The 20,639-nt window shown below is 74.2% G+C and carries 14 protein-coding genes and 1 pseudogene; 9 read left to right on the forward strand and 6 right to left on the reverse strand.

The window, feature by feature from the left end:
• Positions 1–100: 100 nt before the first annotated feature.
• From ACZ7LV_RS16330 to ACZ7LV_RS16340, 3 genes and pseudogenes are all read left to right on the forward strand, one after another.
• Complete coding sequence (locus ACZ7LV_RS16330; RefSeq protein WP_471939831.1) at positions 101–1,228, forward strand: glycosyltransferase family 4 protein; 1,128 nt, start codon at positions 101–103, stop codon at positions 1,226–1,228.
• Positions 1,225–2,388: a glycosyltransferase gene (locus ACZ7LV_RS16335; RefSeq protein ID WP_471939833.1), complete on the forward strand. Its 1,164-nt coding sequence runs from the start codon at positions 1,225–1,227 to the stop codon at positions 2,386–2,388. Before ACZ7LV_RS16330 ends, ACZ7LV_RS16335 begins: the two co-directional genes overlap by 4 nt.
• A pseudogene (locus tag ACZ7LV_RS16340) lies at positions 2,385–3,230 on the forward strand (SGNH/GDSL hydrolase family protein); the annotation flags it as partial. The gene ACZ7LV_RS16335 and the pseudogene ACZ7LV_RS16340, both read left to right, overlap by 4 nt.
• A 347-nt stretch (positions 3,231–3,577) precedes the next feature.
• On the opposite strand, the gene ACZ7LV_RS16345 reads toward ACZ7LV_RS16340, so the two are convergent.
• From ACZ7LV_RS16345 to ACZ7LV_RS16365, 5 genes are read right to left on the reverse strand one after another with little or no spacing between them, the layout of a single operon-like run.
• On the reverse strand, positions 3,578–4,447 hold the full coding sequence (locus tag ACZ7LV_RS16345) for a 5-oxoprolinase subunit C family protein (protein WP_471939835.1): 870 nt from the start codon (positions 4,445–4,447) through the stop codon (positions 3,578–3,580).
• Positions 4,444–5,085 (reverse strand): 5-oxoprolinase subunit B family protein, encoded by a 642-nt coding sequence (locus tag ACZ7LV_RS16350; protein ID WP_471939837.1) that lies wholly within the window; start codon positions 5,083–5,085, stop codon positions 4,444–4,446. The genes ACZ7LV_RS16345 and ACZ7LV_RS16350 overlap by 4 nt, the downstream gene beginning before the upstream one ends.
• Entirely contained in the window at positions 5,082–5,840 is a 759-nt protein-coding gene (locus ACZ7LV_RS16355; RefSeq protein WP_471939839.1) for a LamB/YcsF family protein, read from the reverse strand. The genes ACZ7LV_RS16350 and ACZ7LV_RS16355 overlap by 4 nt, the downstream gene beginning before the upstream one ends.
• A gap of 17 nt (positions 5,841–5,857) precedes the next feature.
• Positions 5,858–6,679, reverse strand: a complete 822-nt coding sequence (locus ACZ7LV_RS16360) for a putative hydro-lyase (protein WP_471939841.1) — start codon at positions 6,677–6,679, stop codon at positions 5,858–5,860.
• Positions 6,676–7,995: an MFS transporter gene (locus tag ACZ7LV_RS16365; RefSeq protein WP_471939843.1), complete on the reverse strand. Its 1,320-nt coding sequence runs from the start codon at positions 7,993–7,995 to the stop codon at positions 6,676–6,678. Before ACZ7LV_RS16365 ends, ACZ7LV_RS16360 begins: the two co-directional genes overlap by 4 nt.
• A 178-nt stretch (positions 7,996–8,173) precedes the next feature.
• Here ACZ7LV_RS16365 and ACZ7LV_RS16370 point away from each other — a divergent pair, with 178 nt between their 5' ends.
• From ACZ7LV_RS16370 to ACZ7LV_RS16385, 4 genes are all read left to right on the forward strand, one after another.
• The gene (locus tag ACZ7LV_RS16370) at positions 8,174–8,869 is read left to right on the forward strand and encodes a GntR family transcriptional regulator (protein ID WP_471939845.1); all 696 of its coding nucleotides are present in this window, start codon (positions 8,174–8,176) and stop codon (positions 8,867–8,869) included.
• Positions 8,870–8,960: 91 nt separating this feature from the next.
• Positions 8,961–10,487 (forward strand): hypothetical protein, encoded by a 1,527-nt coding sequence (locus tag ACZ7LV_RS16375; RefSeq protein WP_471939847.1) that lies wholly within the window; start codon positions 8,961–8,963, stop codon positions 10,485–10,487.
• Between the two features lie 22 nt (positions 10,488–10,509).
• Positions 10,510–11,382 (forward strand): hypothetical protein, encoded by an 873-nt coding sequence (locus ACZ7LV_RS16380; protein ID WP_471939849.1) that lies wholly within the window; start codon positions 10,510–10,512, stop codon positions 11,380–11,382.
• Between the two features lie 42 nt (positions 11,383–11,424).
• A complete protein-coding gene (locus ACZ7LV_RS16385) occupies positions 11,425–16,179 on the forward strand; it encodes a hypothetical protein (RefSeq protein WP_471939851.1) in 4,755 nt (1,584 codons plus the stop codon).
• Positions 16,180–16,271: 92 nt separating this feature from the next.
• On the opposite strand, the gene ACZ7LV_RS16390 is transcribed toward ACZ7LV_RS16385, so the two are convergent.
• Positions 16,272–16,892, reverse strand: coding sequence for a hypothetical protein (locus ACZ7LV_RS16390; RefSeq protein ID WP_471939853.1), 621 nt, complete (start codon positions 16,890–16,892; stop codon positions 16,272–16,274).
• A 417-nt stretch (positions 16,893–17,309) separates the two neighbouring features.
• Between ACZ7LV_RS16390 and ACZ7LV_RS16395 the strand changes: the two genes are divergently transcribed.
• The gene (locus ACZ7LV_RS16395; RefSeq protein ID WP_471939900.1) at positions 17,310–20,204 is read left to right on the forward strand and encodes a sensor histidine kinase; all 2,895 of its coding nucleotides are present in this window, start codon (positions 17,310–17,312) and stop codon (positions 20,202–20,204) included.
• On the forward strand, positions 20,201–20,638 hold the full coding sequence (locus ACZ7LV_RS16400; protein ID WP_401677289.1) for a roadblock/LC7 domain-containing protein: 438 nt from the start codon (positions 20,201–20,203) through the stop codon (positions 20,636–20,638). Before ACZ7LV_RS16395 ends, ACZ7LV_RS16400 begins: the two co-directional genes overlap by 4 nt.
• Position 20,639 lies beyond the last annotated feature (1 nt).

Here is a 20,639-nt window from a genome sequence, read left to right on the forward strand (position 1 = left end):
GCTGACGCGCTCGGGTGCGCAGCGCAACGCTCATGGATCGTTCCCCGTCCGGAAAGATCGACGTTGACGCGGCCACGTCCAGCGTGGCGACAACAGCCCTATGCGTGTCGTCATCGTGACCGAATCCTTTCCCCCCGATGTGAACGGCGTGGCCCACTGCGCGCTCCAGACCGCCCGACACCTCGTCGATCGCGGTCACGCTCCCATCGTCGTCGCCCCGGCCCCCGCTCCCGGGAACAAGGCAGACGCCCTGGCGCCCTGCCCCGTCGTCCACGTCCCCTCCCTCCCGCTCCCCGGCTACCCCCAGGTCCGGGTCGCCCTGCCCAGCCGGCGCCTGGCCGCCGCGCTGATCGACCACCGGCCCGACATCGTGCACCTCGCCAGCCCCTTCATCCTCGGCGTCCGCGGCATGGCCGCGGCGGCCCGGCTCGGTGTCCCCGCCGTCGCCATCTACCAGACCGACCTCGCCGGATACGCTCGCACCTACGTGGGCGCCGGAGAGGCCGCGGCCTGGCGGCGGATCCGCTCCGTGCACTCCGCCGCCGACCGCACCCTCGCCCCTTCCAGCGCCTCCCGGAGCGACCTGGAGGCCCATGGCGTCCCCCGGGTGCACCTGTGGCAGCGCGGTGTCGACACCGCGCGCTTCCGCCCCGAACTGCGCGACGAGGCACTGCGCCGTGAACTCGCACCGAACGGTGAGCTGATCGTCGGCTACGTCGGGCGGCTCGCCCCCGAGAAGCACGTGGAACTCCTCTCCGGCGTCTGCGGGCTCCCCGGCGTGCGCGTGGTCGTCGTCGGCGACGGACCGAGCCAGCCCGGCCTGGCCGAGGCGCTGCCCGGCGCGGTCTTCCTGGGCCGCCGCACCGGTGACGATCTCGCCCGGATCTTCGCCTCGCTGGACGTCTTCGCCCACACCGGCCCCTTCGAGACCTTCTGCCAGACCGTGCAGGAGGCCATGGCGAGCGGTGTGCCCGTGGTCGCGCCCGCGGCCGGCGGACCCATGGACCTGGTCGACCACGGCCGCACCGGGATCCTGGTGCCGCCGCGCGACGCGGACGCCCTCCGGGACGCCGTGGCCGGCCTGGCCGCCGACCCGGCGCTGCGCGCCGCCTTCGGTACGACCGCCCGCGCCACCGTCGAGGGCCGCACCTGGGCCGCCATCGGCGACCAGCTGATCACGCACTACGAGGCCGTCCTCGACGCGCGCAGGCCGGCGGTGGCGGCATGAACACGTCCCTGCGCATCGTCCGGCTGGCGAACTTCGTCGCCCCCGCCTCCGGCGGCCTGCGCACCGCGCTGCGGGAGCTGGGCAAGGGCTTCAAGCTCGCGGGCCACGATCCCGTCCTGATCGTGCCGGGCGAGAGGTACAGCGACCGGGAGACCGAGCAGGGCCGGGTGATCACCCTGCCCGGGCCCGTGCTGCCCGGCACCGGCGGGTACCGCGTGCTCGTCGACAAGCGCCGCGTCGCCGCCCTCCTGGAGGAACTCGGACCGGACCGCCTGGAGGTCTCCGACCGTACGACCCTCAGGTGGACCGGCCGGTGGGCGCGGCGCGCCCGGGTGCCCGCCGTGATGGTCTCCCACGAGACCGCCGACGGCGTGCTGCGCACCTGGGGCCTGTCGGAGAACCTGTCCCGGCGTGCCGCCGACGCCCTCAACGTCCGCACGGCCCACACGTACTCGAAGGTCGTGTGCACCACGGAGTTCGCCGAGCGCGAGTTCATCCGGATCGGCGCCCGCAACGTCGTACGGGCGCCCCTGGGCGTCGACTTGATGAACCGTCGCCCCACCCTGCGTGACGCGGCCCTGCGCGACACCCACGCGCGGGCCGACGAGAAGCTTCTGGTGATGTGCTCCCGGCTGTCGGTGGAGAAGCGGCCGGGAACCGCCCTGGACGCCCTGGAGTCGCTGCGCCAGCGCGGGGTGCGAGCGGTGCTCGTCGTGGCCGGCAACGGGCCGATGCGCGCCGGCCTGGAGAAGCGGGCGCAGGAACGCGACCTGCCGGTGACCTTCCTCGGGCACGTCGCCGACCGCAGCCTGCTCGGCGCGCTCCAGGCCACCGCCGACGTGTGCCTGGCCCCCGGCCCCGCCGAGACGTTCGGGCTGGCGGCGCTGGAGGCCATGGCCTGCGGCACACCGGTCGTGGCGAGCGCGTCCTCCGCGCTGCCCGAGGTGATCGGATCCGCCGGTGCCACCGCGGCGGACAACGGGGACGCCTTCGCGGACGCCGTGGAGATGCTGCTCGACCGCCCCGAGCGGGAGCGCCGGGAGACGGCACGCGCACGTGCGGAGTGCTTCGGCTGGGGTACGGCGGTGGACGCCTTCCTCGCCGCGCACGACGCGGCGGTGCCCGAGCGACCCTTCGCCCGTGCGGAGGGCGTGGCATGAGTTCCGTCCGATACGTCGCCCTCGGGGACTCGCTGACCGAAGGCGTGGGCGACCCCCTGGGGAATGGGTGGCGCGGCTGGGCCGCGCTGCTCGCCGGCGGCCTGTCCGAGCCGCCCGCCGAATTCACCAACCTCGCGGTCAGCGGCGCGCAGACGCGTGACGTGCTGGAGACCCAGCTGCCCGCCGCGCTGGACCTGCGGCCGGACGTCGCCTCGGTGCTCGTCGGCGTGAACGACACCCTGCGCCGCACGTTCGACATCCACCAGATCACCGAACGCCTCGACAACGTGTACGCGGCCTTCACCCGGCAGGGCACGGCCGTCCTCACCGCCTGCCTGCCCGACCCGGGTTCCATGCTGGGGCTGCCGGGGGTGCTCGCCAGCCCGCTGGCCCGCCGGCAGCGGGCGGTGAACACCGTGGTCCACGCGCTCTCCGAGCGGTACGGGGCCATGCATGTGCACGCCGCCGAGGGCGACTGGGTCGACGACCGGCAGATGTGGTCCTCGGACCGGCTGCACCCGGGGGAGCGGGGGCACCGGCAACTCGCCGTCCGGTTCCACGGACTGCTCGCGGAGGCGGGGATCGCCACGGGCGCCGCGCCCGCCGCCGACCCCGAGTTCCCGCCGCCGACGAGGTCGGCGAGCCTGCTGTGGCTCGCGACCGCGGGCACCGCGTGGGTGCTGCGGAGGTGCAACGACCTGCTGCCCCAGCTGATGCGGCTGGCCGCCGTCGAGATGCGGCACCGCGCGCGCGGCACCAGCGCCCGGCTCGACCTGCGGTCGGCGACCGCGGTGACGACGGCGCTGGCGGCGCTGTCGCTGCCGCAGCCGCAGCCGCGGGCTGGTGCGGGGCTGGGGCCGGAGCCGGGGACGTCCTTCCTGCCGGAGGGACTGTCGATGCCGGGTCAGCGCACGGCGCCGGACCACCGGGCGACGGCGGAGCATCGCGCGCGGGCCGAGCATCGCGCGGATCAGCGGGTCGCGGTGGAGCAGGCGGCGGTGCCTCGGCGGTCTGTCACTGAGCAGGGCGCGATGGCGGATCCGCGGGTCGCGGTCGAGCAGGCGGCGATGCCGGCACAGCGGTCGGTCACCGACCAGCGCCCGGTACCGGACCAGCGCTCGGTCGCGGAGCCGCAGCCGGAGCCGGAGGCGGCGTAGGACCGAGCGCGCGCACGAGGCCGCACGGCGCGTCAGCGACGACGTACCGCCACGAAGCGCACCGGTGTGCCCGGCGCGGCCTGTGCGGCGGCCGAGAGGTCCGCCGTGCGGACGACCGCGACGACCGGGTAGCCGCCGGTGGTCGGGTGGTCGGCGAGGAAGACGACCGGCCGGCCGTCGGGCGGTACCTGGACCGCGCCCAGGACCATGCCCTCGCTGGGCAGTTCGCCGGGACGGGTCCGCTCCAGGGCGGGCCCCTCGGTGCGTAGCCCGATCCGGTTCGCGGCGGCGGACACGCGGTACGGGCGGGACAGGAAGGTCCGCACGGCCTCCGGGGTGAACCAGCCGTCGCGGGGCCCGAGCGTCACCCGCAGGACCAGCTCCGCGGGCGGCGCCGGCTGCGGGACGCCGTCCACGCGCGCGTGGGGGCCGGCGGCCCGGCCCAGGGGCAGCACCGCGCCGTTCGCGAGCGGCGGCGGGCCGAGCCCCGACAGCAGGTCCGTGGAGCGGCTCCCGAGCACCGGTTCGACGGCGACGCCACCGGAGACGGCCAGGTAGCCGCGTACCCCGTGGGTCGCCGCGCCGACGTCCAGGACCGCGCCCGCCGGCACCCGCACGGGCGCGCCCCAGGCGACCGGGCGCCCGTCCACGGTGACCCGGCACGGCGCGCCCGTGACCGCGACGGTGACCGCGCAACGCGGCCGTATTGCGCAGCCGTTGAGCGTGGTCTCCAACAGCGCCGCCCCGGGCGGATTGCCGGCCAGCCGGTTGGCCAGGGCCGCCGCGGGCAGGTCGAGCGCCCCGGAGCGCGGCACGCCGAGGTGGGCGTGCCCCGGACGGCCCAGATCCTGGACGGTGGTCAGCGCTCCGGCCCGTACGACCGCCAGCGCACGGTCCGTCATGGACGCCCCACCGGGCCCGGGACTGCGGGGGCCACCGGAACGAAGCGCACGCGCGTGCCCGGTGACAGAAGGGCGGCCGGTACGCGCGTGTGGTCCCACAGCACCGCGTCCGTGGTGCCGATCAGCTGCCAGCCGCCCGGCGAGGCGTGCGGGTACACGCCCGTGTAGGGCCCGGCCAGGGCGACCGACCCCGCCGGGACGGCGGTGCGCGGGGTGTCCCGGCGCGGGACGTCGTAGCGCGACGGCAGACCGGTGAGGTAGCCGAAGCCGGGCGCGAACCCGCAGAAGGCGACCCGGAACTCGGTCCCGGCGTGGAGGCGTGCCACCTCCCGCTCGCTGACGCCCCACAGCGCGGCGACGTCCCCCAGGTCGGGTCCGTCGTAGCGCACCGGGATCTCGACGACCTCGCCCGCGCGCGGGGGAGCCGGTGGCACCTCGGCGGCGGTCAACTCGGCCGCCAGACGGGCGCCGTCGAGAACGCCGTCCAGGAGGACGGTGCGGGCCGCGGGCACGATCTCGCGGACCGTGAGCGACCCGTCGGCGCGCCGACGCAGCAGCTCCGCGTGCAGTGCCTGCGCCTCGTCGCCGGAGGAGACCTCGACGAGCAGGGCCTCGTCGCCGACCGGAAGGACCCTCATGCGAAGGCCTCCACCCGGACACCGGTCTCCTCGAGCCGCCGGCGCACCCGCCGGGCCAGCTCCACCGCGCCGGGCGTGTCCCCGTGCAGGCACAGGGAGCGCGCGCGTACGGCGATGCGGGTCCCGGAGCGGGCGGCCACCGACCCGGAGCGGGCCAGGTCCACCGACCGCGCCACGACTGCCTCGGGATCGGTCACGACGGCGCCTTCCCGGTCGCGCGGCACGAGAGTGCCCTCGTCGGTGTAGGCGCGGTCCGCGAACGCCTCCGGGACCGGCGGCAGCCCGGCCTCGGCGGCGCGCGCCAGCAGCCGGGAGCCGGGCAGTCCCAGCACGGGCAGCGACCCGTCGGCCAGGAGCACGCCGTCGACGACCGCGGCGGCCTGCTCCTCGTCGTGCACCACGCGGTTGTACAGCGCGCCGTGCGGCTTGACGTAGGCCACGCGGGCGCCGGCCGCGCGCGCGAAGACCTCCAGGGCGCCGATCTGGTAGGCCACCTCGGCCGCCAGTTCGGCGGGCGGCACGTCCATCGCGCGCCGCCCGAACCCCGCCAGGTCGCGGTAGGAGACCTGCGCGCCGATCGTCACCCCGCGCGCGGCGGCCTGCTCGCACACCCGCCGCATGGTGGCCGCGTCCCCGGCGTGGAAGCCGCAGGCCACGTTGGCGCTGGTGACGACGGACAGCAGCCGCTCGTCGTCGGTCAGCCGCCAGCGTCCGAAGCCCTCGCCGAGGTCGGCGTTCAGATCGATCGCGGTCATGGGTCCCCTTGTGCTGCTCAGGCCACGCGGTACTGCTCGTCGCGGGCGTCGGTCAGGAACATCTGGCCCGGTGCGTGGGTGAGGGCGAACGGCGGCCGCGAGGCCGTCACCGCCGCCTGCGGGGTGACCCCGCAGGCCCAGAACACCGGGATGTCGTCCGGATCGGCCGTCACCGGGTCGCCGAAGTCGGGCCGGGCGAGGTCGCCGATCCCGAGTGCCGACGGGTCACCGCAGTGCACGGGACCGCCGTGCACCGCCGGCAGCAGGCTGCTCTCCCGGATCGCCGCCGCGAGCCGCGTGGGCGGGACCGGCCGCATGGACACCACCATGGGCCCCCGCAGCCGCCCCGCCGGACGGCACTGACGGCTGGTGACGTACATCGGGACGTTCCGTCCCTGCTCGACATGGCGCAGCGGGACACCCGCGGCGGACAGCGCCCACTCGAAGGTGAAGCTGCACCCGATCAGGAACGAGACGAGGTCGTCCCGCCAGTGCCCGAGCACGTCGGTCGGCTCGTCCACCAGCTCGCCGTCCCGCCACACCCGGTAGCGCGGCAGGTCGGTGCGCAGGTCCGCCCCGGGCGCGAGGCCGGTCGTCCACGCACCGGCGTCCGTGACGTCCAGCACCGGGCAGGGCTTCGGGTTGCGCTGGCAGAACAGCAGCATGTCGTAGGCCCAGTCGGCGGGGACCGCGATCAGGTTGGCCTGGGTGTGGCCGGCCGCGACCCCGGCCGTGGGGCCCGTCAGTCCCGTGCGGAAGCGGGCCCGGGCGTCCTTGGGGCTCCACGCGTGCGCGTGCTCGTCGACGACGGTCAGGGGGCGGTCCTCGGTGCGGTTCACACCAGCTCCTTCCCGCGCGTCTCGGGCAGACCCAGCAGGGCCAGCGCCGCGAGTGCGTAGCCGATCGCGCCGAAGACCAGCGCGCCGCCCACACCCCAACTGTCCGCCAGGAAGCCGACGGTGGTGGGGAAGACCGCGCCGACGGCACGGCCCGTGTTGTACGTGAAGCCCTGTCCCGTGCCCCGCACCGCGGTCGGGTAGAGCTCGCTGAGGAACGAGCCGAAGCCGCTGAAGATGGCGGACATGCAGAACCCCAGCGGGAAGCCGAGCACCAGCACGAGGGTGTCGGCCCCGCTCGGGATGTTCGCGTACGCCAGGATGCAGATCGCCGACAGCAGCGCGAACAGCCAGATGTTGCGGCGCCGCCCGAGCCTGTCGGTGAGGTAACCACCCGTGAGGTAGCCGATGAAGGCGCCGGAGATCAGGAAGGTCAGGTAGCCGCCGGTGCCGACGACGGACAGCCCGCGCTCCGACTTCAGGTACGTCGGCACCCAGGTCGCCAGCGTGTAGTAGCCGCCCTGGACACCGGTCGACAGCAGCACCGCGAACAGCGTCGTGCGCAGGAGTCCCGGCGAGTCGGCCGTCCCCCTGCGGAAGATGGCCGCGAAGGAGCCCTTTTGGGGGTTGCGCCGGCGGGCCGCGGCGGCCTCAGGGGCGTCGTGCACGCGTCGCCGCATCCAGATGACCAGCAGGGCCGGCAGGGCGCCGGTCCAGAACATCACGCGCCAGGCCAGACCCTCGTCGAGGAACGAGAAGACCAGTGTGTACACGATCGCGGCCAGGGCCCAGCCGACGGCCCAGGAGCTCTGGATCACCCCGAGGGTGCGGCCCCGGTGCTTGGCGCTCGCGTACTCCGCGACCAGGATCGCGCCGACCGCCCATTCGCCGCCGAAGCCGAGGCCCTGCAGGGCCCGGAAGACCAGCAGCGTCTCGTAGTTGGGCGCGAAGCCGCAGGCCACCGTGAACACGGCGTACGTGACCACCGTGATCATCAGCGCCTTGACCCGGCCTATGCGGTCGGCCAGCACACCGGCGAGGGCGCCGCCGATCGCGGAGACGACGAGCGTGACCGTGGTGAAGAGGCCCGTCTGGCCGCTGTCCAGGCCGAAGTAGGCGGCCAGCGCGACCATGCTCAACGGGAGCGTGAAGTAGTCGTACGAGTCCAGCGCATAGCCGCCGAAGGCGCCGGCGAAGGCGCGCCGGCCGCGCGGGCCGAGGGCGCGCAGCCAGCCGAACGCGCCGTCGTCGTCGTGCTGTTCACCCATTCCCGGGTGCGCGTCGGTGGGTGGGGCCTGCGGTGGAGGGGTCGTGCTCATGGGCACCTCGCAGAGGGGGGACGGAGGGTGCTGCGGACTGAGCCGTGCCGTGCGGAAGCGTCACGACGCCGCCGCCGTGAGGGAAGGGCGGCGCCGTTCGTAGCAAGGTAGAGGATCGTTCAACGATCCCTCAATACTCATGTTGTTTCGTTCTGATATCTGCGATTGAATTCCCGGCATGGCAGAGCAGCTGACGGGACTGGCCGACGACCGGGCCCTCCTGGGGCGCACCAGCACCGCCGAGCGCGTCTCGGACATCCTCAGGAGCCGGATCTCCGAGGGCTACTTCCCGCCCGGCACCCGGTTGTCGGAGGACAGCATCGGCGGCGCGCTCGGCGTCTCCCGCAACACCCTGCGCGAGGCGTTCCGGCTGCTCACCCACGAACGACTGCTGGTCCACGAGCTGAACCGGGGCGTCTTCGTCCGGGTGCTGGCCGTGGAGGACGTCGAGGACATCTACCGCACCCGGCGCCTGGTCGAGTGCGCCGTCGTGCGGGGGCTCGGCGAGCCGCCCTACGCGCTCGACGGCCTCGCCTCCGCCGTGACGGAGGGGCGGCGGGCCTCTGTCGAGAACGACTGGAAGGGCCTCGGCACGGCCAACATCCACTTCCACCGGGAACTGGTCGCCCTGGCCGGCAGCGAGCGCACCGACGAGCTGATGCGCAGCGTCTTCGCCGAACTGCGGCTCGCCTTCCACGTCGTGGACGACCCGCGCCGGCTCCACGAGCCCTACCTCACCCGCAACAGCCAGATACTGCAGGCCCTCCAGGCCGGCGACAGGCGTGAGGCGGAGCGGTTGCTGGAGGTGTACCTCGACGACTCGCTGGAGCGGGTGGTCGAGGTCTACCGGCGGCGGGTGGGCGACGACGCGTAGGGCGCCGACCGGGTCCCGGCGACCGGCGTGACCTGGGGCGGCATCTGCGTCGTTTGGGCCGTTGTCGGACCGAGGACCTAATCTGTGCACCGTGACTTCGCCTGCGTCGACGGACCGTGTTCCGCCCCAGTTCACCGCGGGGCCGCGCCCAGCCCTGGGCCCGGCCGCCGACGAGGGACTGGCGCGGCGGCTGCGCGCGCTCGCCTGCACCGCGCCGCTGCACGACCTCGACGCACGCAAGGCCAACCTCGCGGGTGAGTACTCGGTGTACGGGATGGCCGAGGTGGCGCTCGCCGCCATCGATCTCGTCACGCTGAACATGGACTTCGACACCGGCGCCGACCACGACCAGGTGGTGGCCCGGCTGGTGCCGCGCATCACCGCCCAGGCCCCGCGCCGACCGGCCACCGAACACGAGCGGGTGGCCCGCTGGGTCCTGGAGAACCTCATCAACGTCGGCAGCGTGGACCGCGGATTCCGCGCCGTTTACGGCACGTTCGCCCCGGATGGGGCATATGTCCGTCGGGACTACGACTTCAAGCTGATCGAAGAGGTGCCCGGACCCGGCGGCAGCGTCTACCTCCGCACCACCGACGAGGCGGTGAACGTCCTCGTCGGCGCCCTGGACACGGATGTCACCAGCGCCCAGATCGCGGCCGAGGTCAAGCTGGAGGTGCTGATCAACCGGGGCCGGCTGGCCGACGCCCAGCTCGCGGCCGAACAGGCGCGGTACCGCACCGTCCAGTACTCGGAGACGCTCCGCCGCGCCCTGGAGGCGACGCGGCGCAACGTCCGCGCGGTGGACTGGCTCAGCACCGTCCCCGACATGATCGCGGAGGCCCTCGACCACGTCGCCGACCGCTACCGGCACGAGAACGCGATCCTCACCAACATCCGCAAGGCACGGGACGAGTCGGAGGACCCCGAGCACAAGCGGCGGGCCGCCGAACTGGTCGACATCGTCAAGGACTGCATCCGGCGGCACACGCAGCTGCAGTCCCGACTGCTGGAGGCCGGGCCCCTGTTCCGCGCCGAGCAGGACCGGCAGGCCTTCGCGACGCCGATGGCCACGGCGGGCATCGACCTGTACGGGCACCTGGTCGCGCCGGTGCTGCCGCTGCCCCTGGAGCAGGCCCTCCGCGTCACGGACGCCTTCTTCGCCAAGGGGAGCGGCCTGCGTACGCCGGTCTCCGTCCGGGTCGGGGACCTGGTCGACATACTGCTGACCCCGCCCGTGGAGCGTGCGCACCTCGGAGCGGAGATGCCGGAGCCCGATCTGATCGCCACACCGGACGACAGCCGGTTCAGCGAGGAACAACTCGCCGCGGCGAGAACGCTGCTGGACCTGGAGCCGGACGCGCCGAGACGTCTGTCGGGGCTGCTGGCCGAGGCCCGGCGCACGGATCCCGACCTGCCGTACCTCGTGGCGCTGATGGCCGTCCACGCGGCCAGCCCACCGGTCGGGACGGCCTACCGGCAGGGGGAGGAGAAGCTGCTGTTCTCCGTGGACGACGGGACGGAACTGGACGACCCCGAGTTCGGCGGGGCCGACCTGATCGTCGGCACGGCCCTGCTGGACGCGGCGGGGATGGCGGCGGACCGTACGGAGGCCGCGTGATGACCACTGAGGAGTCGAAGTCGTGAGCGAGCACGTGGAGCCGGAGGGCGCAGCGACGCCGGGAAGCGCGCCCGTCACCCCCGCGGACGCCGCCGACGCGGCGCGGCTCGTCGCGTTCGGGCTGCAGCCGAAGCTGCTGCCCGCCCGCGACCAGGAGTACGCCGACCTGCTGCGGCGGTACCGCGAGGACCCCGCGTTCGCGCGGCTCGCGGACGCCGTCGCCGCCGGACTGGGCCTCGTCGTGCTGGAGGTGTCCGCGCGCGCGGGCATGGCCGTGACCGCCGCCGAGGACTCCGTGTTCGCGGTGCGGATGGGCGACTACGCGCGACGCACGGCCGCCGACTCCGGCGACCGGTTCCTGCACGGGCTCGCGCATCTCGCGGTCGCCGCCATGGCGTTCCCGCGCCCCGAGGACCTCGCCGACGACGGCTACATCGGCCGCGTGACGGTCAACGGCGTGGACGCCTTCGTACGTCAGGCCTGCCGCCGGCTGGAGGAGCGGGCCGCCGAGCAGGGGGAGAACACCGACCCCGCGACCGACGCGCCCGGACTGGAGGCCGCCTGGCGGATCTGGGTGAGACGCAGCGCCACCGGTGCCACCAAGGACGCGCGGCGCCTCGCGGGATCCACGACCGGAATCGTCGGCAAGGCCGTGGCCTTTCTCACCGACTCCGGTTTCCTGCAGCGGACGGGCGACGACAGCGGCGGCACCTACCGCACGACCGCCCGCTACCAACTCCAGGTGCGGGACATGGCGGGCAGCGCGGCCATGGCCGAGTTGCTGGAGCTGGGCGTCGTCCCGGTGACCGACGGCACCCCGACGCTGCTGCCCCCCGAGGAGGGCGACGCCCCGGAGCTGGTGGCCGATGCCGGGCTGCCCTTCCACTCCGTCTGACACCCCCCTCTGATCCACACCGAAGACTTACGAGAGTCCGCCATGTACGAGCTGTCCCGGGTCCGCCTCTACTCCATCGGGCCCGCCGGTGCGCGCTACGCCGACACCGTGCTTGACCTGCGGGGCGTGGGCGCGCCCGTGCCCGACCCCGCGCCGACGCAGGCGGAGTTCTTCGCGGAGGAGCCGGTCGGCCCGCCGCGCCGGCCCGCCCCCGCCGGGGTGCTCTTCCTGGAGAACGGCGGCGGAAAGTCCGTCCTGCTCAAGCTGATCTTCTCGGTGATGCTGCCGGGCCACCGGAACACCCTGGGCGGCGCCAGCTCCGGTGTGCTGCGCAAGTTCCTGCTCGCCGACGACTGCGGGCACGTCGCGCTGGAGTGGCAGCACGTGCTCACCGGCGAGTGCGTCGTCGTCGGCAAGGTGAGCGAATGGCGCGGCCGGCAGGTCTCCAACGACCCCCGGAAGTTCGCCGAGGCCTGGTACTCCTTCCGGCCCGGACCGGGACTCACCCTGGACAACCTGCCCGTCGCCGAGGCCACCGCCGTACGGCCCTCCGTGGAGGGGCAGTCGGGGGCACAGGGGCGGCGTCGCACCATGAAGGGGTTCCGCGACGCCCTGACCGACGCGGGCAAGGCGTATCCCCACCTCGAAGTGCACTGGGAGGAGATCCACGAGCGCTGGACCGAGCACCTCGGTGATCTCGGCCTCGACCCCGAACTCTTCCGCTATCAACGGGAGATGAACGCCGACGAGGGCGAGGCGGCCGGCCTCTTCGCGGTGAAGAAGGACTCCGACTTCACCGACCTGCTGCTGCGCGCCGTCACCGACACCCGGGACACCGAGGGCCTCGCCGACCTGGTCAGCGGCTTCGGGAACAAGCTCGGGCGCCGCGCCGAGCTGATCGCCGAGCGGGACTTCACCGCCGGGTCGGTCGATCTGCTCGGGCGGATCGTCGACGCCGCCGAGACACGCGCACGCGCGCGCGACATCCACGCCGGGGCCGAGCGGCGGACGCGCACCCTGGCCCGGCGGCTGTCGGCGCGCGGCGCCCAGGAGCGCGTCCGGGCCGCCGACCTGGCGCAGCGCGTCACGGCCGCCGCCTACGCCGTGACCCACGCCGAGTCGGCGCGCGAGCGCAGCGCGCTGATCGCCGCCGAACTCGCCTTCCGACACGCGTCCCTGGCGCTGGCCGCCGCCGAGAAGTCGGCGGCCGCCCAGAAGCGTGAACTCGCCGACGCGCGCACCCTGCACTCGGCCTGGCAGGCCGCCGAGGCCGTGCTGCGCCACCGCGCCGCCGCCGACCGGGTCGCCCGCGTGGCGGCCGCGATCCAGGAGGCGGAACGGGACGCGGCTCCTGCGCTCGCCGCGCGGACCCGGGCCGCCGTGGACCTCGTACGGGCCCTGCACGCGGCCGCGGAGAGCGCCGAGACGCTGGCGAACGAGGAGGAGGAGCGGTCCGCCGCGCTCCAGGAGGTCGGCGACCGCGCCCACCGGGACTCGACCGCCGCCGCCACCGAGGCGCAGCGCGCCCGCAGCGAGGTCGGCCACCTGCGGCAGCGCCTGACCGAGGTCGAGCAGGAGACCGCCGAGGCGGTGCGCGCGGGCTGGCTCGACGACAGCGCGCCCGACGCCGATCCGGCCCGGGCCGCACTGGCCGCCAGCGACGCGGAGAAGTCGGCCGTGGCAGCCTGGGACACCGCCCGGGAGGCGTCCCGCCGGGCGAGCGAGCACGCGCGCGAGGCGGCGTCTGCCGAGTCGCGGGCCGAGCTGACGGCCGCCCGTGCGGCGGACGCGGCGACCGCCGCCGAGCGGGCCTACGACGGCGAGCGGCGGACCGCCGAGGCACTGGCGGCGCAGGAGAGGCTCGCGCAACTGCTCAGCCTGCCCGTCGCCCCGGAACCGGCCACGTCCGGCTCCGTGCCCGCGCCGCGCACGGGTGCCGACGGCGCCGACGTCACCGGGTCCGGGCGTCCCGGTCCGGCCGACCCCGCGCCTGCCACCGGGCCGCGGCCGGGAGACGGCCCCACCGGCGAGGACGGCACCAGGCCGGCCCCGAGGACCCGACGCCCCGTCGCCGAAGGCGCGCTCACCCCCGAGGAACTCGACGGCTTCGCCGACGAGTTGCGCGAACTGCTCGACGACGCCGTCTCCTCGGCCGAGCGCCAGCTCTTCGAGCTGCGGACCGCGGCCGCCGACGACTCCCGCATCCTCGGCGCGCTCGGCGACGGCGGCCTGCTGCCGCCCGGTCCGGACGTCCTGGCGACCGTCGAGTTCCTCGGCGAGCACGGCATCCCCGCACTGCCCGGCTGGCGTTACCTCGCGCAGGCCGTGGACCCCGCCGACCACGCGCGGGTGCTGGCCGCCCGGCCCGAGCTGGTGGACGGCGTCATCATCACCGACCCGGCGTCGCACGCCCGCGCGCGGGACGCGCTCGGCGACGCCGCGCTGCTGCCCCGGTCGGCCGTCGCGGTCGGCACGGCGGCCGCCCTGCTCGCCCCCACCCCGGCCCTCGACACCGCCGGCGAGGGCGATGTCTTCCTCGTCCCGCCGAACCCCGCCATGCACGACGAGCACGCCGCCGACGAGGAGCGGCAGGCGCTGCGGGCTCGGGCGACCGCGCGCGACGAGGAGATCCGCGCGCTCGCGACCCGGCTCGGCAAGGACCGCGAACTGGCCGCGCGGCTCACGTCCTGGCGGACCGGCTGCCCGGCCGGGCGGCTCGTGGAACTGGCGCAGGCCGCGCGTGAGGCGCGCGCCTTCGCCGAGGAGGCCGAGGCCGAGCTGACCGAGGCGCGCACCGTACGGGCCGAGACCGAGGAGGCCGCCGCCGAGGCCGCGCAGGTGCGTGAGGAGCGGCAGGAGGCCGCGCAGAGGGCACGGCGCTCCGCCGATGCCCTGGCCGGCCTCGCCTTCCGGCTGCGCGAACGGGCCGGCTGGCAGGTCAAGGTGCGTGAACTCGCCGACGAGGCCGCCGAGTCCGAGGCACGCGCGCAGACCTGCCTGGAGCGGGCCCGCGCCGCCGACGAGGACCGGCGCGCCGCCCAGCGGGCCGCCGACGACACCCGCCGCACCGCGCGTGCGCTGCGCGCCGAGCGCTCCGAGATCGCCGGCGCCCCCGACGACGTACCCGAGGACGAGGCGCAGACGCCGAAGGCGGCGCTGCCCGCCCTGCGTGAGGCGTACCGCGCCGCCTCCCAGGTGTACGAGAAGGTCGGCGTCGGCGCCGACCTGCGGGCCGAGCAGGCACGGGCGGAGAGCGACGAGAGCGCGGCGCGCGCGGATCTGGACCGGCTCAGCAACAAGGTCCGCACCCGCGCCGAACTGCTTCTGCAGTCCCCCGACGGATCCGACGGGCCCTCCCGGCAGTCCGCGGCCGCACGTGCGGAAGAGCTGGTCCAGCTCCTGGAGACCCGGATGTCCGGCGCGAGCGAGCAGCTCGGCCGGCTGCGCGGCGAGGCCGAACGGCACGCGCCCGAGGAGGGCGAGGCCCACACCGAGCTGTCCGAAGAGCTTCAGCCGCGTGACGCCGAGCACGCGCAGGCACTGCTGCGCACGGCGAGCGCCGAACTCGCCGCGCACGCCGAGGCGCTCACCCAGGCCCGCGAGGCGCACGCCGAACTCCTCGACGCGCACCGCGCCGCCGAGGACGCCGCGGGCGGCTTCGACGAGATCGCCGCGCTGCTGCGGGACCTGCTGCGCGAGCACGCCGGTGACGAGGAGCGGGACGCGCCGGAGCCCTACCCGGGCGGCCTGGAGGACGCCCGGCAGTCCGCCGCCGAGGCGCGCCGGTCCCTGCGCGGCTGCGCCGCCGACCTCTCCGCCGCCGAGGCCGCCGTCCGCGAGGCGAGCGACGTCCTCGTACGGCACGCCAACTCCACCCGCTACGAGCAGGTACGCACCCCCGCCCGCCAGCAGATCCGCGAACTGCCCGCGTCCGCGCTGCCCGAGCACGCGCAGAAGTGGGCCGACGCCTTCGCGCCCCGGCTGCGGGTCCTCACCGACGAGCTGGAGCAGCTGGAGCGCAACCGGGACTCGATCGTGGACCGGCTGCGCGGGCTGGTCGAGTCGGCGCTGGCCACCCTGCGCGCCGCGCAGCGGCTGTCACGGCTGCCCGAGGGGCTCGGCGAGTGGTCCGGGCAGGAGTTTCTGCGGATCCGCTTCGAGGAACCCGACCAGGCCACCCTCACCGAGCGGCTCGGCGAGGTCGTCGACGAGGCCACCCGGGCCGCCGTCAAGAAGAACTCCGACCTGCGCCGCGACGGCATGTCCCTGCTCCTGCGGGGCGTGGCCGCCGCCCTCCAGCCCAAGGGCGTCGCCGTCGAGATCCTCAAGCCGGACGCCGTGCTGCGGGCCGAGCGTGTGCCCGTCGGGCAGATGGGCGACGTGTTCTCCGGCGGCCAGCTGCTCACCGCGGCCATCGCCCTGTACTGCACGATGGCCGCGTTGCGCTCCAACGACCGGGGCCGGGCACGGCACCGGCACGCGGGCACCCTCTTCCTCGACAACCCGATCGGCCGGGCCAACGCCACGTACCTGCTGGAACTCCAGCGGGCCGTGTCGGACGCGTTGGGCGTGCAGCTCCTCTATACGACCGGGCTGTTCGACACGACCGCGCTGGCCGAGTTCCCGCTGGTCATCCGGCTGCGCAACGACGCCGACCTGAGGGCGGGCCTGAAGTACATCAGCGTCGAGGAACACCTCAGGCCGGGGCTGCCGGCGCAGCCCCGATCCGGAGAGACGGTCCACAGCGAGATCACGGCGACGCGCATGTTCAAGAGGCCGTCGGAGAGGCCCGCCTGAGAGACCGCCCTGGAGATCCGTCCGAGGACCCGCAAAAGAGACCCGTCGCGTCGCTCCGGTCCGACCGACTCGGCCCGGAGCGGTCTCCTGCCTCAGGGATGCGACAACTGCCCGGCCCCGCCCCGCCCGCGTATCCGCTCCTGCGCACGCTCGGCGGACCGCGCCTGTCGGCGCGCCCTGCGGCGTTCGCGGCGCAGGGCGCGTGCGGTGCTGCTCGGCACCGACACCACACCGTTGCGCTGGTTCCACACCTGACGGGTCACCCAGACGTCGAGGACGCTCCACGTGGCCGCCACGGTGCTGGCGATACTGCTGAGCACCATGGGGAACGCGAGCCAGGACCCGGCCAGCGTGCACAGGAACGCCACCATCGCCTGTATCAGCGTCACGGCGATGATCAGCACCGCCCGCACGGCCGCCGTCCGTACCGGATCGGGCAGCCGGCGCCGCTTCGCCGGCTCCTCGATCCACAACGGCCGGTAGGACGACCGCTCCTGGGACATGTCCGATTCCGGGGAGCGGTCCGTGCCCCCGGATGCCGCCCGTCCCTCGGTCTCCCGCTTCCGTTCGCTCTTCTCCGGCGTGAAGTCTCCGTCCCGCACTGTCGGTCCGCCCACCCGAATGTCGTGATCCGGCGCCTCGGCGCCCCGCCGCGCCGCTACTTGTGCGACTCCACCCGTCCCAGGTGCCTCTTGCCGCTCCGCCGTGCCCATCACCGTGTCACTCCCCACCGCCAGCAGACCGATTGCCCCGGTCCGAAGACCCGACTCCCCAGTGGCTGCCCGGCTTGCGCTGTTTTACGCCGCCCGGGTGCAGGAAGCGGCTCCTGTGGCCGATTCCGCCCCCATTCCCTGTAGAGAAGGACGAACGGGGCGCCCCGAAGATTCCCGGCGAACGAAGAATTCCGGCCAAACACCCAGGCGGGTCGAGCGGGCCCGGTTTCCCGGGTGCCGCCGGATTCAGGGCGGCAATCTCCCGCAATGCCCGGACAACTCCCCATGCCCCACAGGTGAACGGAAGATCGCGTTCCGGAACGGTCTTCGAGTTACGGGTGCGTCGGTAGTAGGCTCGCGCCGTTTGTTGACGCACATGTGTACCCCCTGCCGGTGGGGGTCGAGCTGGGGGAGGCCATGCGCTTTCGCGGGAAGTCCATCCGCCGGAAGATCGTGGCGCTGCTTCTCGTGCCGTTGCTGTCCCTGAGCGCGATCTGGGCCTTCGCCACGGCACTGACGGGACGCGAGGCAGCACAGCTCTTCAGCGCTTCGACCGTCGTCGAGAAGATCGGCTATCCGGCCGAGGACACCGTCCGGGTCCTCCAGCAGGAGCGGCGACAGACCCTGGTCTATCTCGCCGACCCGCGCGCCTCCGACGGACTCGCCGCACTCGAGCGCAGTCGCGCCGCCACCGACGAGGCCCTGGCCAAGGTGCGCAGGAACGCCGCCGGCGCCGAGGTGCGCGAAGACCTCGGTGAGACCTCGGGCGAGCGACTGACCGCGATGCTCGACGCGTTCGACGGCATCGAATCGCTGCGCCGGAGCGTGGAGGACGGCACCGTCAACCGCTCCCAGGCGCTCGACCTCTACAACCGCCTGGTCGACCCCTGCTTCGTCCTGCTCGGTGACCTCCACGTCGTCGACAACGTGGAGATGGACACCCAGTACCGCGCCCTCGTGAACGTGGTCCGTGCCCGAGAACTCCTCTCCCGGGAGGACGCCCTCCTCGGCTCGGCCCTGGTCGTCGGCAAGCTCTCCCGCGCCGAGAGCCGTGACATCTCCGATCTCGTGGCTCAGCGCGGCGTCCTCTACGACACCAGCCTGCCGATGCTGCCCAGTTCGGAACGCGAACGGTACGAGCGCTTCTGGAAGAACGCCGCCACCGCTCCGCTGCGGGTGGCCGAGGAGTCCGCGGTGGGCTCCGCCTCGGACGACGCCGGTGGCATCTCGGCCCGCACGTGGGACACCACGGCCGGCAACGTGCTCAACGAACTCGGCAGCCTCGACGACGAGGCCGCGGACCGCTATCAGGACCGCGTCCGCCCGATCGCCACCGGCATCATCGTCAAGGCCGTCGTGGCCGGGTTCCTCGGGCTGATCGCCGTACTGGTCTCGCTCGTCGTCTCCATACGCATCGGCCGCGGTCTCATCCGTGACCTGCGCCAGCTCCGGCTGGAGGCCCACGAGGCCTCCGGCGTGCGGCTGCCCAGCGTGATGCGCCGCCTCTCCGTGGGCGAACAGGTCGACGTGGAGACCGAGGTCCCCCGCCTGGAGTTCGACAGGAACGAGATCGGCGAGGTCGGCCAGGCCCTCAACACCCTCCAGCGGGCCGCGGTCGAGGCCGCCGTCAAGCAGGCCGCGCTGCGCGCCGGCGTGTCCGAGGTCTTCGTGAACCTCGCTCGCCGCAGCCAGGTCCTGCTGCACAAGCAGCTCACCCTGCTCGACACGATGGAGCGCAGGACCGAGGACACCGAGGAACTCGCCGACCTCTTCCGGCTCGACCACCTCACCACGCGGATGCGTCGGCACGCCGAGGGCCTTGTGATCCTCTCCGGCGCCGCGCCCTCCCGGCAGTGGCGCAAGCCCATCCAGCTGATGGACGTCGTACGCGCCGCCGTCGCCGAGGTCGAGGACTACGAACGCATCGAGGTCCGCCGCCTGCCCCGGATCGCCGTCACCGGTCCCGCGGTCGCCGACCTCACCCATCTCGTGGCCGAACTCCTGGAGAACGCCACGGTGTTCTCCCCGCCGCACACCGCTGTGCAGGTCCTCGGCGAGCGCGTGGCCAACGGCTTCACCCTGGAGATCCACGACCGTGGCCTCGGCATGGCGGCCGAGGCACTGCTGGACGCCAATCTGCGGCTCGCCGAGACGCCGGAATTCGAGCTGTCCGACACGGACAGGCTCGGGCTCTTCGTCGTCAGCCGCCTCGCCCAGCGGCAGAACGTCCGGGTCTCGCTCCAGCCCTCGCCGTACGGCGGCACGACGGCTGTCGTCTTCATCCCCGACTCGCTGCTGACCGACGAGGTGCCCGACACCAACGGTCTCGGCTTCCGGCTCGATCGCGCGCGCCCCTCCAGGGAGGCCGAGCTGGAGGAGAGCCGCAGGACCACCTTCTCCCACGTGCCGGTCCAACTGCCCGGCCGGTCCCCGGCGTTGCTGGACGGTCCGGTGGAGCTGGAGGGCCCGGTCGACCTCGACGCCGTCGAGGACTTCCCCGACGCGCTCGACGGCGAGGAGAACGAACACGGCGGTCTGTTCCGTCCGCGTCGCGGCCTCAGCCCCGCGGACGGTGACATGGCGCCCAGGTCCGACGCCTCCGGCGGCCCCGCCCGCTCGGCGACGGACGATCATGTGGGCGCTCCGGTGCCGCTGCCGCGACGCCGCGCGCCCAAGTTGGTCAGCTCGCACGGCAGGCCGGTCACCGACCAGCGGTCGCGCGGCCCGGAGACCGACGAGGAGACCGCGACCCGACCGGGCCCCCGACACCGGGACCAGGAGCGCACCCCGGCCCTGCCGACCCGGCGCCGCGGCGGCTCACCACTCGGCCGTGGCGCAGAACCCGCTGGGCGGCTCGGCGACCCGGACGAGCCCACGCCCGACGGCGCCGGCGACTCACCTGAAGCCCCGGGCAGGATCCTGGGTGGCGACGCGGGCGCCGAGCCTCCTGGCCGCCGAGGCGAGGCCCCCGTGCCCCGGACGCATGACCTCGGCCGGGAGGACGAGGACGCCACGGTGAGGGCCATCGCCACCGGATCCGCCCGCCCGGGCGAGGCCGGCCCCGAGGCGTCCGTCACCGGCGCCCTGCCCCGCCGCGTCCGCCAGGCCAGCTTGGCACCGCAGCTCAAGCAGGACCCCGGCCTGCGTACCGAGGAACGGGCGGCGCCGGTGGAACGCGACGCCGACGAGGTCCGCAGCCGTATGGCCTCGCTCCAGCGCGGCTGGCAGCGTGGCCGCAAGGAGAACGCCACGGGGGACGACGCCCCCCGCGGCACAGCACCACAAGGAACGACAGAGGGGGACGGTCGATGACCGCACCGAAGGCGACCGGCCAGAGCGTGAACGGGAAGTCCGGCGAGCTCAACTGGCTTCTCGACGATCTCGTCGACCGCGTCGCGAGCATCCGCAAGGCCGTCGTGCTCTCCGGCGACGGTCTGGCGACGGGAGTCTCCAAGGACCTCACCCGCGAGGACGGCGAGCACCTCGCCGCCGTCGCCTCCGGCTTCCACAGCCTGGCCAAGGGCGTCGGCCGCCACTTCGAGGCGGGAAGCGTCCGCCAGACGGTCGTCGAGCTCGACGACGCCTTCCTCTTCGTCACCGCCGCCGGCGACGGCAGCTGCCTCGCCGTCCTGTCCGACGCCGACTCGGACGTCGGCCTGGTCGCGTACGAGATGACGCTCCTCGTCAAGCGGGTCGGCGTGCATCTGGGCACCGCTCCACGCACCGATCTGCCCTCGGGCGGGTAGT

The organism is Streptomyces sp. NPDC107562 (assembly GCF_055657325.1).

Excerpts from the sequence above, each read along its gene's own strand:
- ACZ7LV_RS16330 (WP_471939831.1), top strand. The coding sequence starts at position 101 with ATGCGTGTCGTCATCGTGACCGAATCCTTTCCCCCCGATGTGAACGGC.
- ACZ7LV_RS16335 (WP_471939833.1), top strand. The coding sequence starts at position 1,225 with ATGAACACGTCCCTGCGCATCGTCCGGCTGGCGAACTTCGTCGCCCCC.
- ACZ7LV_RS16345 (WP_471939835.1), bottom strand. The coding sequence starts at position 4,447 with ATGACGGACCGTGCGCTGGCGGTCGTACGGGCCGGAGCGCTGACCACC.
- ACZ7LV_RS16350 (WP_471939837.1), bottom strand. The coding sequence starts at position 5,085 with ATGAGGGTCCTTCCGGTCGGCGACGAGGCCCTGCTCGTCGAGGTCTCC.
- ACZ7LV_RS16355 (WP_471939839.1), bottom strand. The coding sequence starts at position 5,840 with ATGACCGCGATCGATCTGAACGCCGACCTCGGCGAGGGCTTCGGACGC.
- ACZ7LV_RS16365 (WP_471939843.1), bottom strand. The coding sequence starts at position 7,995 with ATGAGCACGACCCCTCCACCGCAGGCCCCACCCACCGACGCGCACCCG.
- ACZ7LV_RS16370 (WP_471939845.1), top strand. The coding sequence starts at position 8,174 with ATGGCAGAGCAGCTGACGGGACTGGCCGACGACCGGGCCCTCCTGGGG.
- ACZ7LV_RS16385 (WP_471939851.1), top strand. The coding sequence starts at position 11,425 with ATGTACGAGCTGTCCCGGGTCCGCCTCTACTCCATCGGGCCCGCCGGT.
- ACZ7LV_RS16390 (WP_471939853.1), bottom strand. The coding sequence starts at position 16,892 with ATGGGCACGGCGGAGCGGCAAGAGGCACCTGGGACGGGTGGAGTCGCA.
- ACZ7LV_RS16395 (WP_471939900.1), top strand. The coding sequence starts at position 17,310 with ATGCGCTTTCGCGGGAAGTCCATCCGCCGGAAGATCGTGGCGCTGCTT.
- ACZ7LV_RS16400 (WP_401677289.1), top strand. The coding sequence starts at position 20,201 with ATGACCGCACCGAAGGCGACCGGCCAGAGCGTGAACGGGAAGTCCGGC.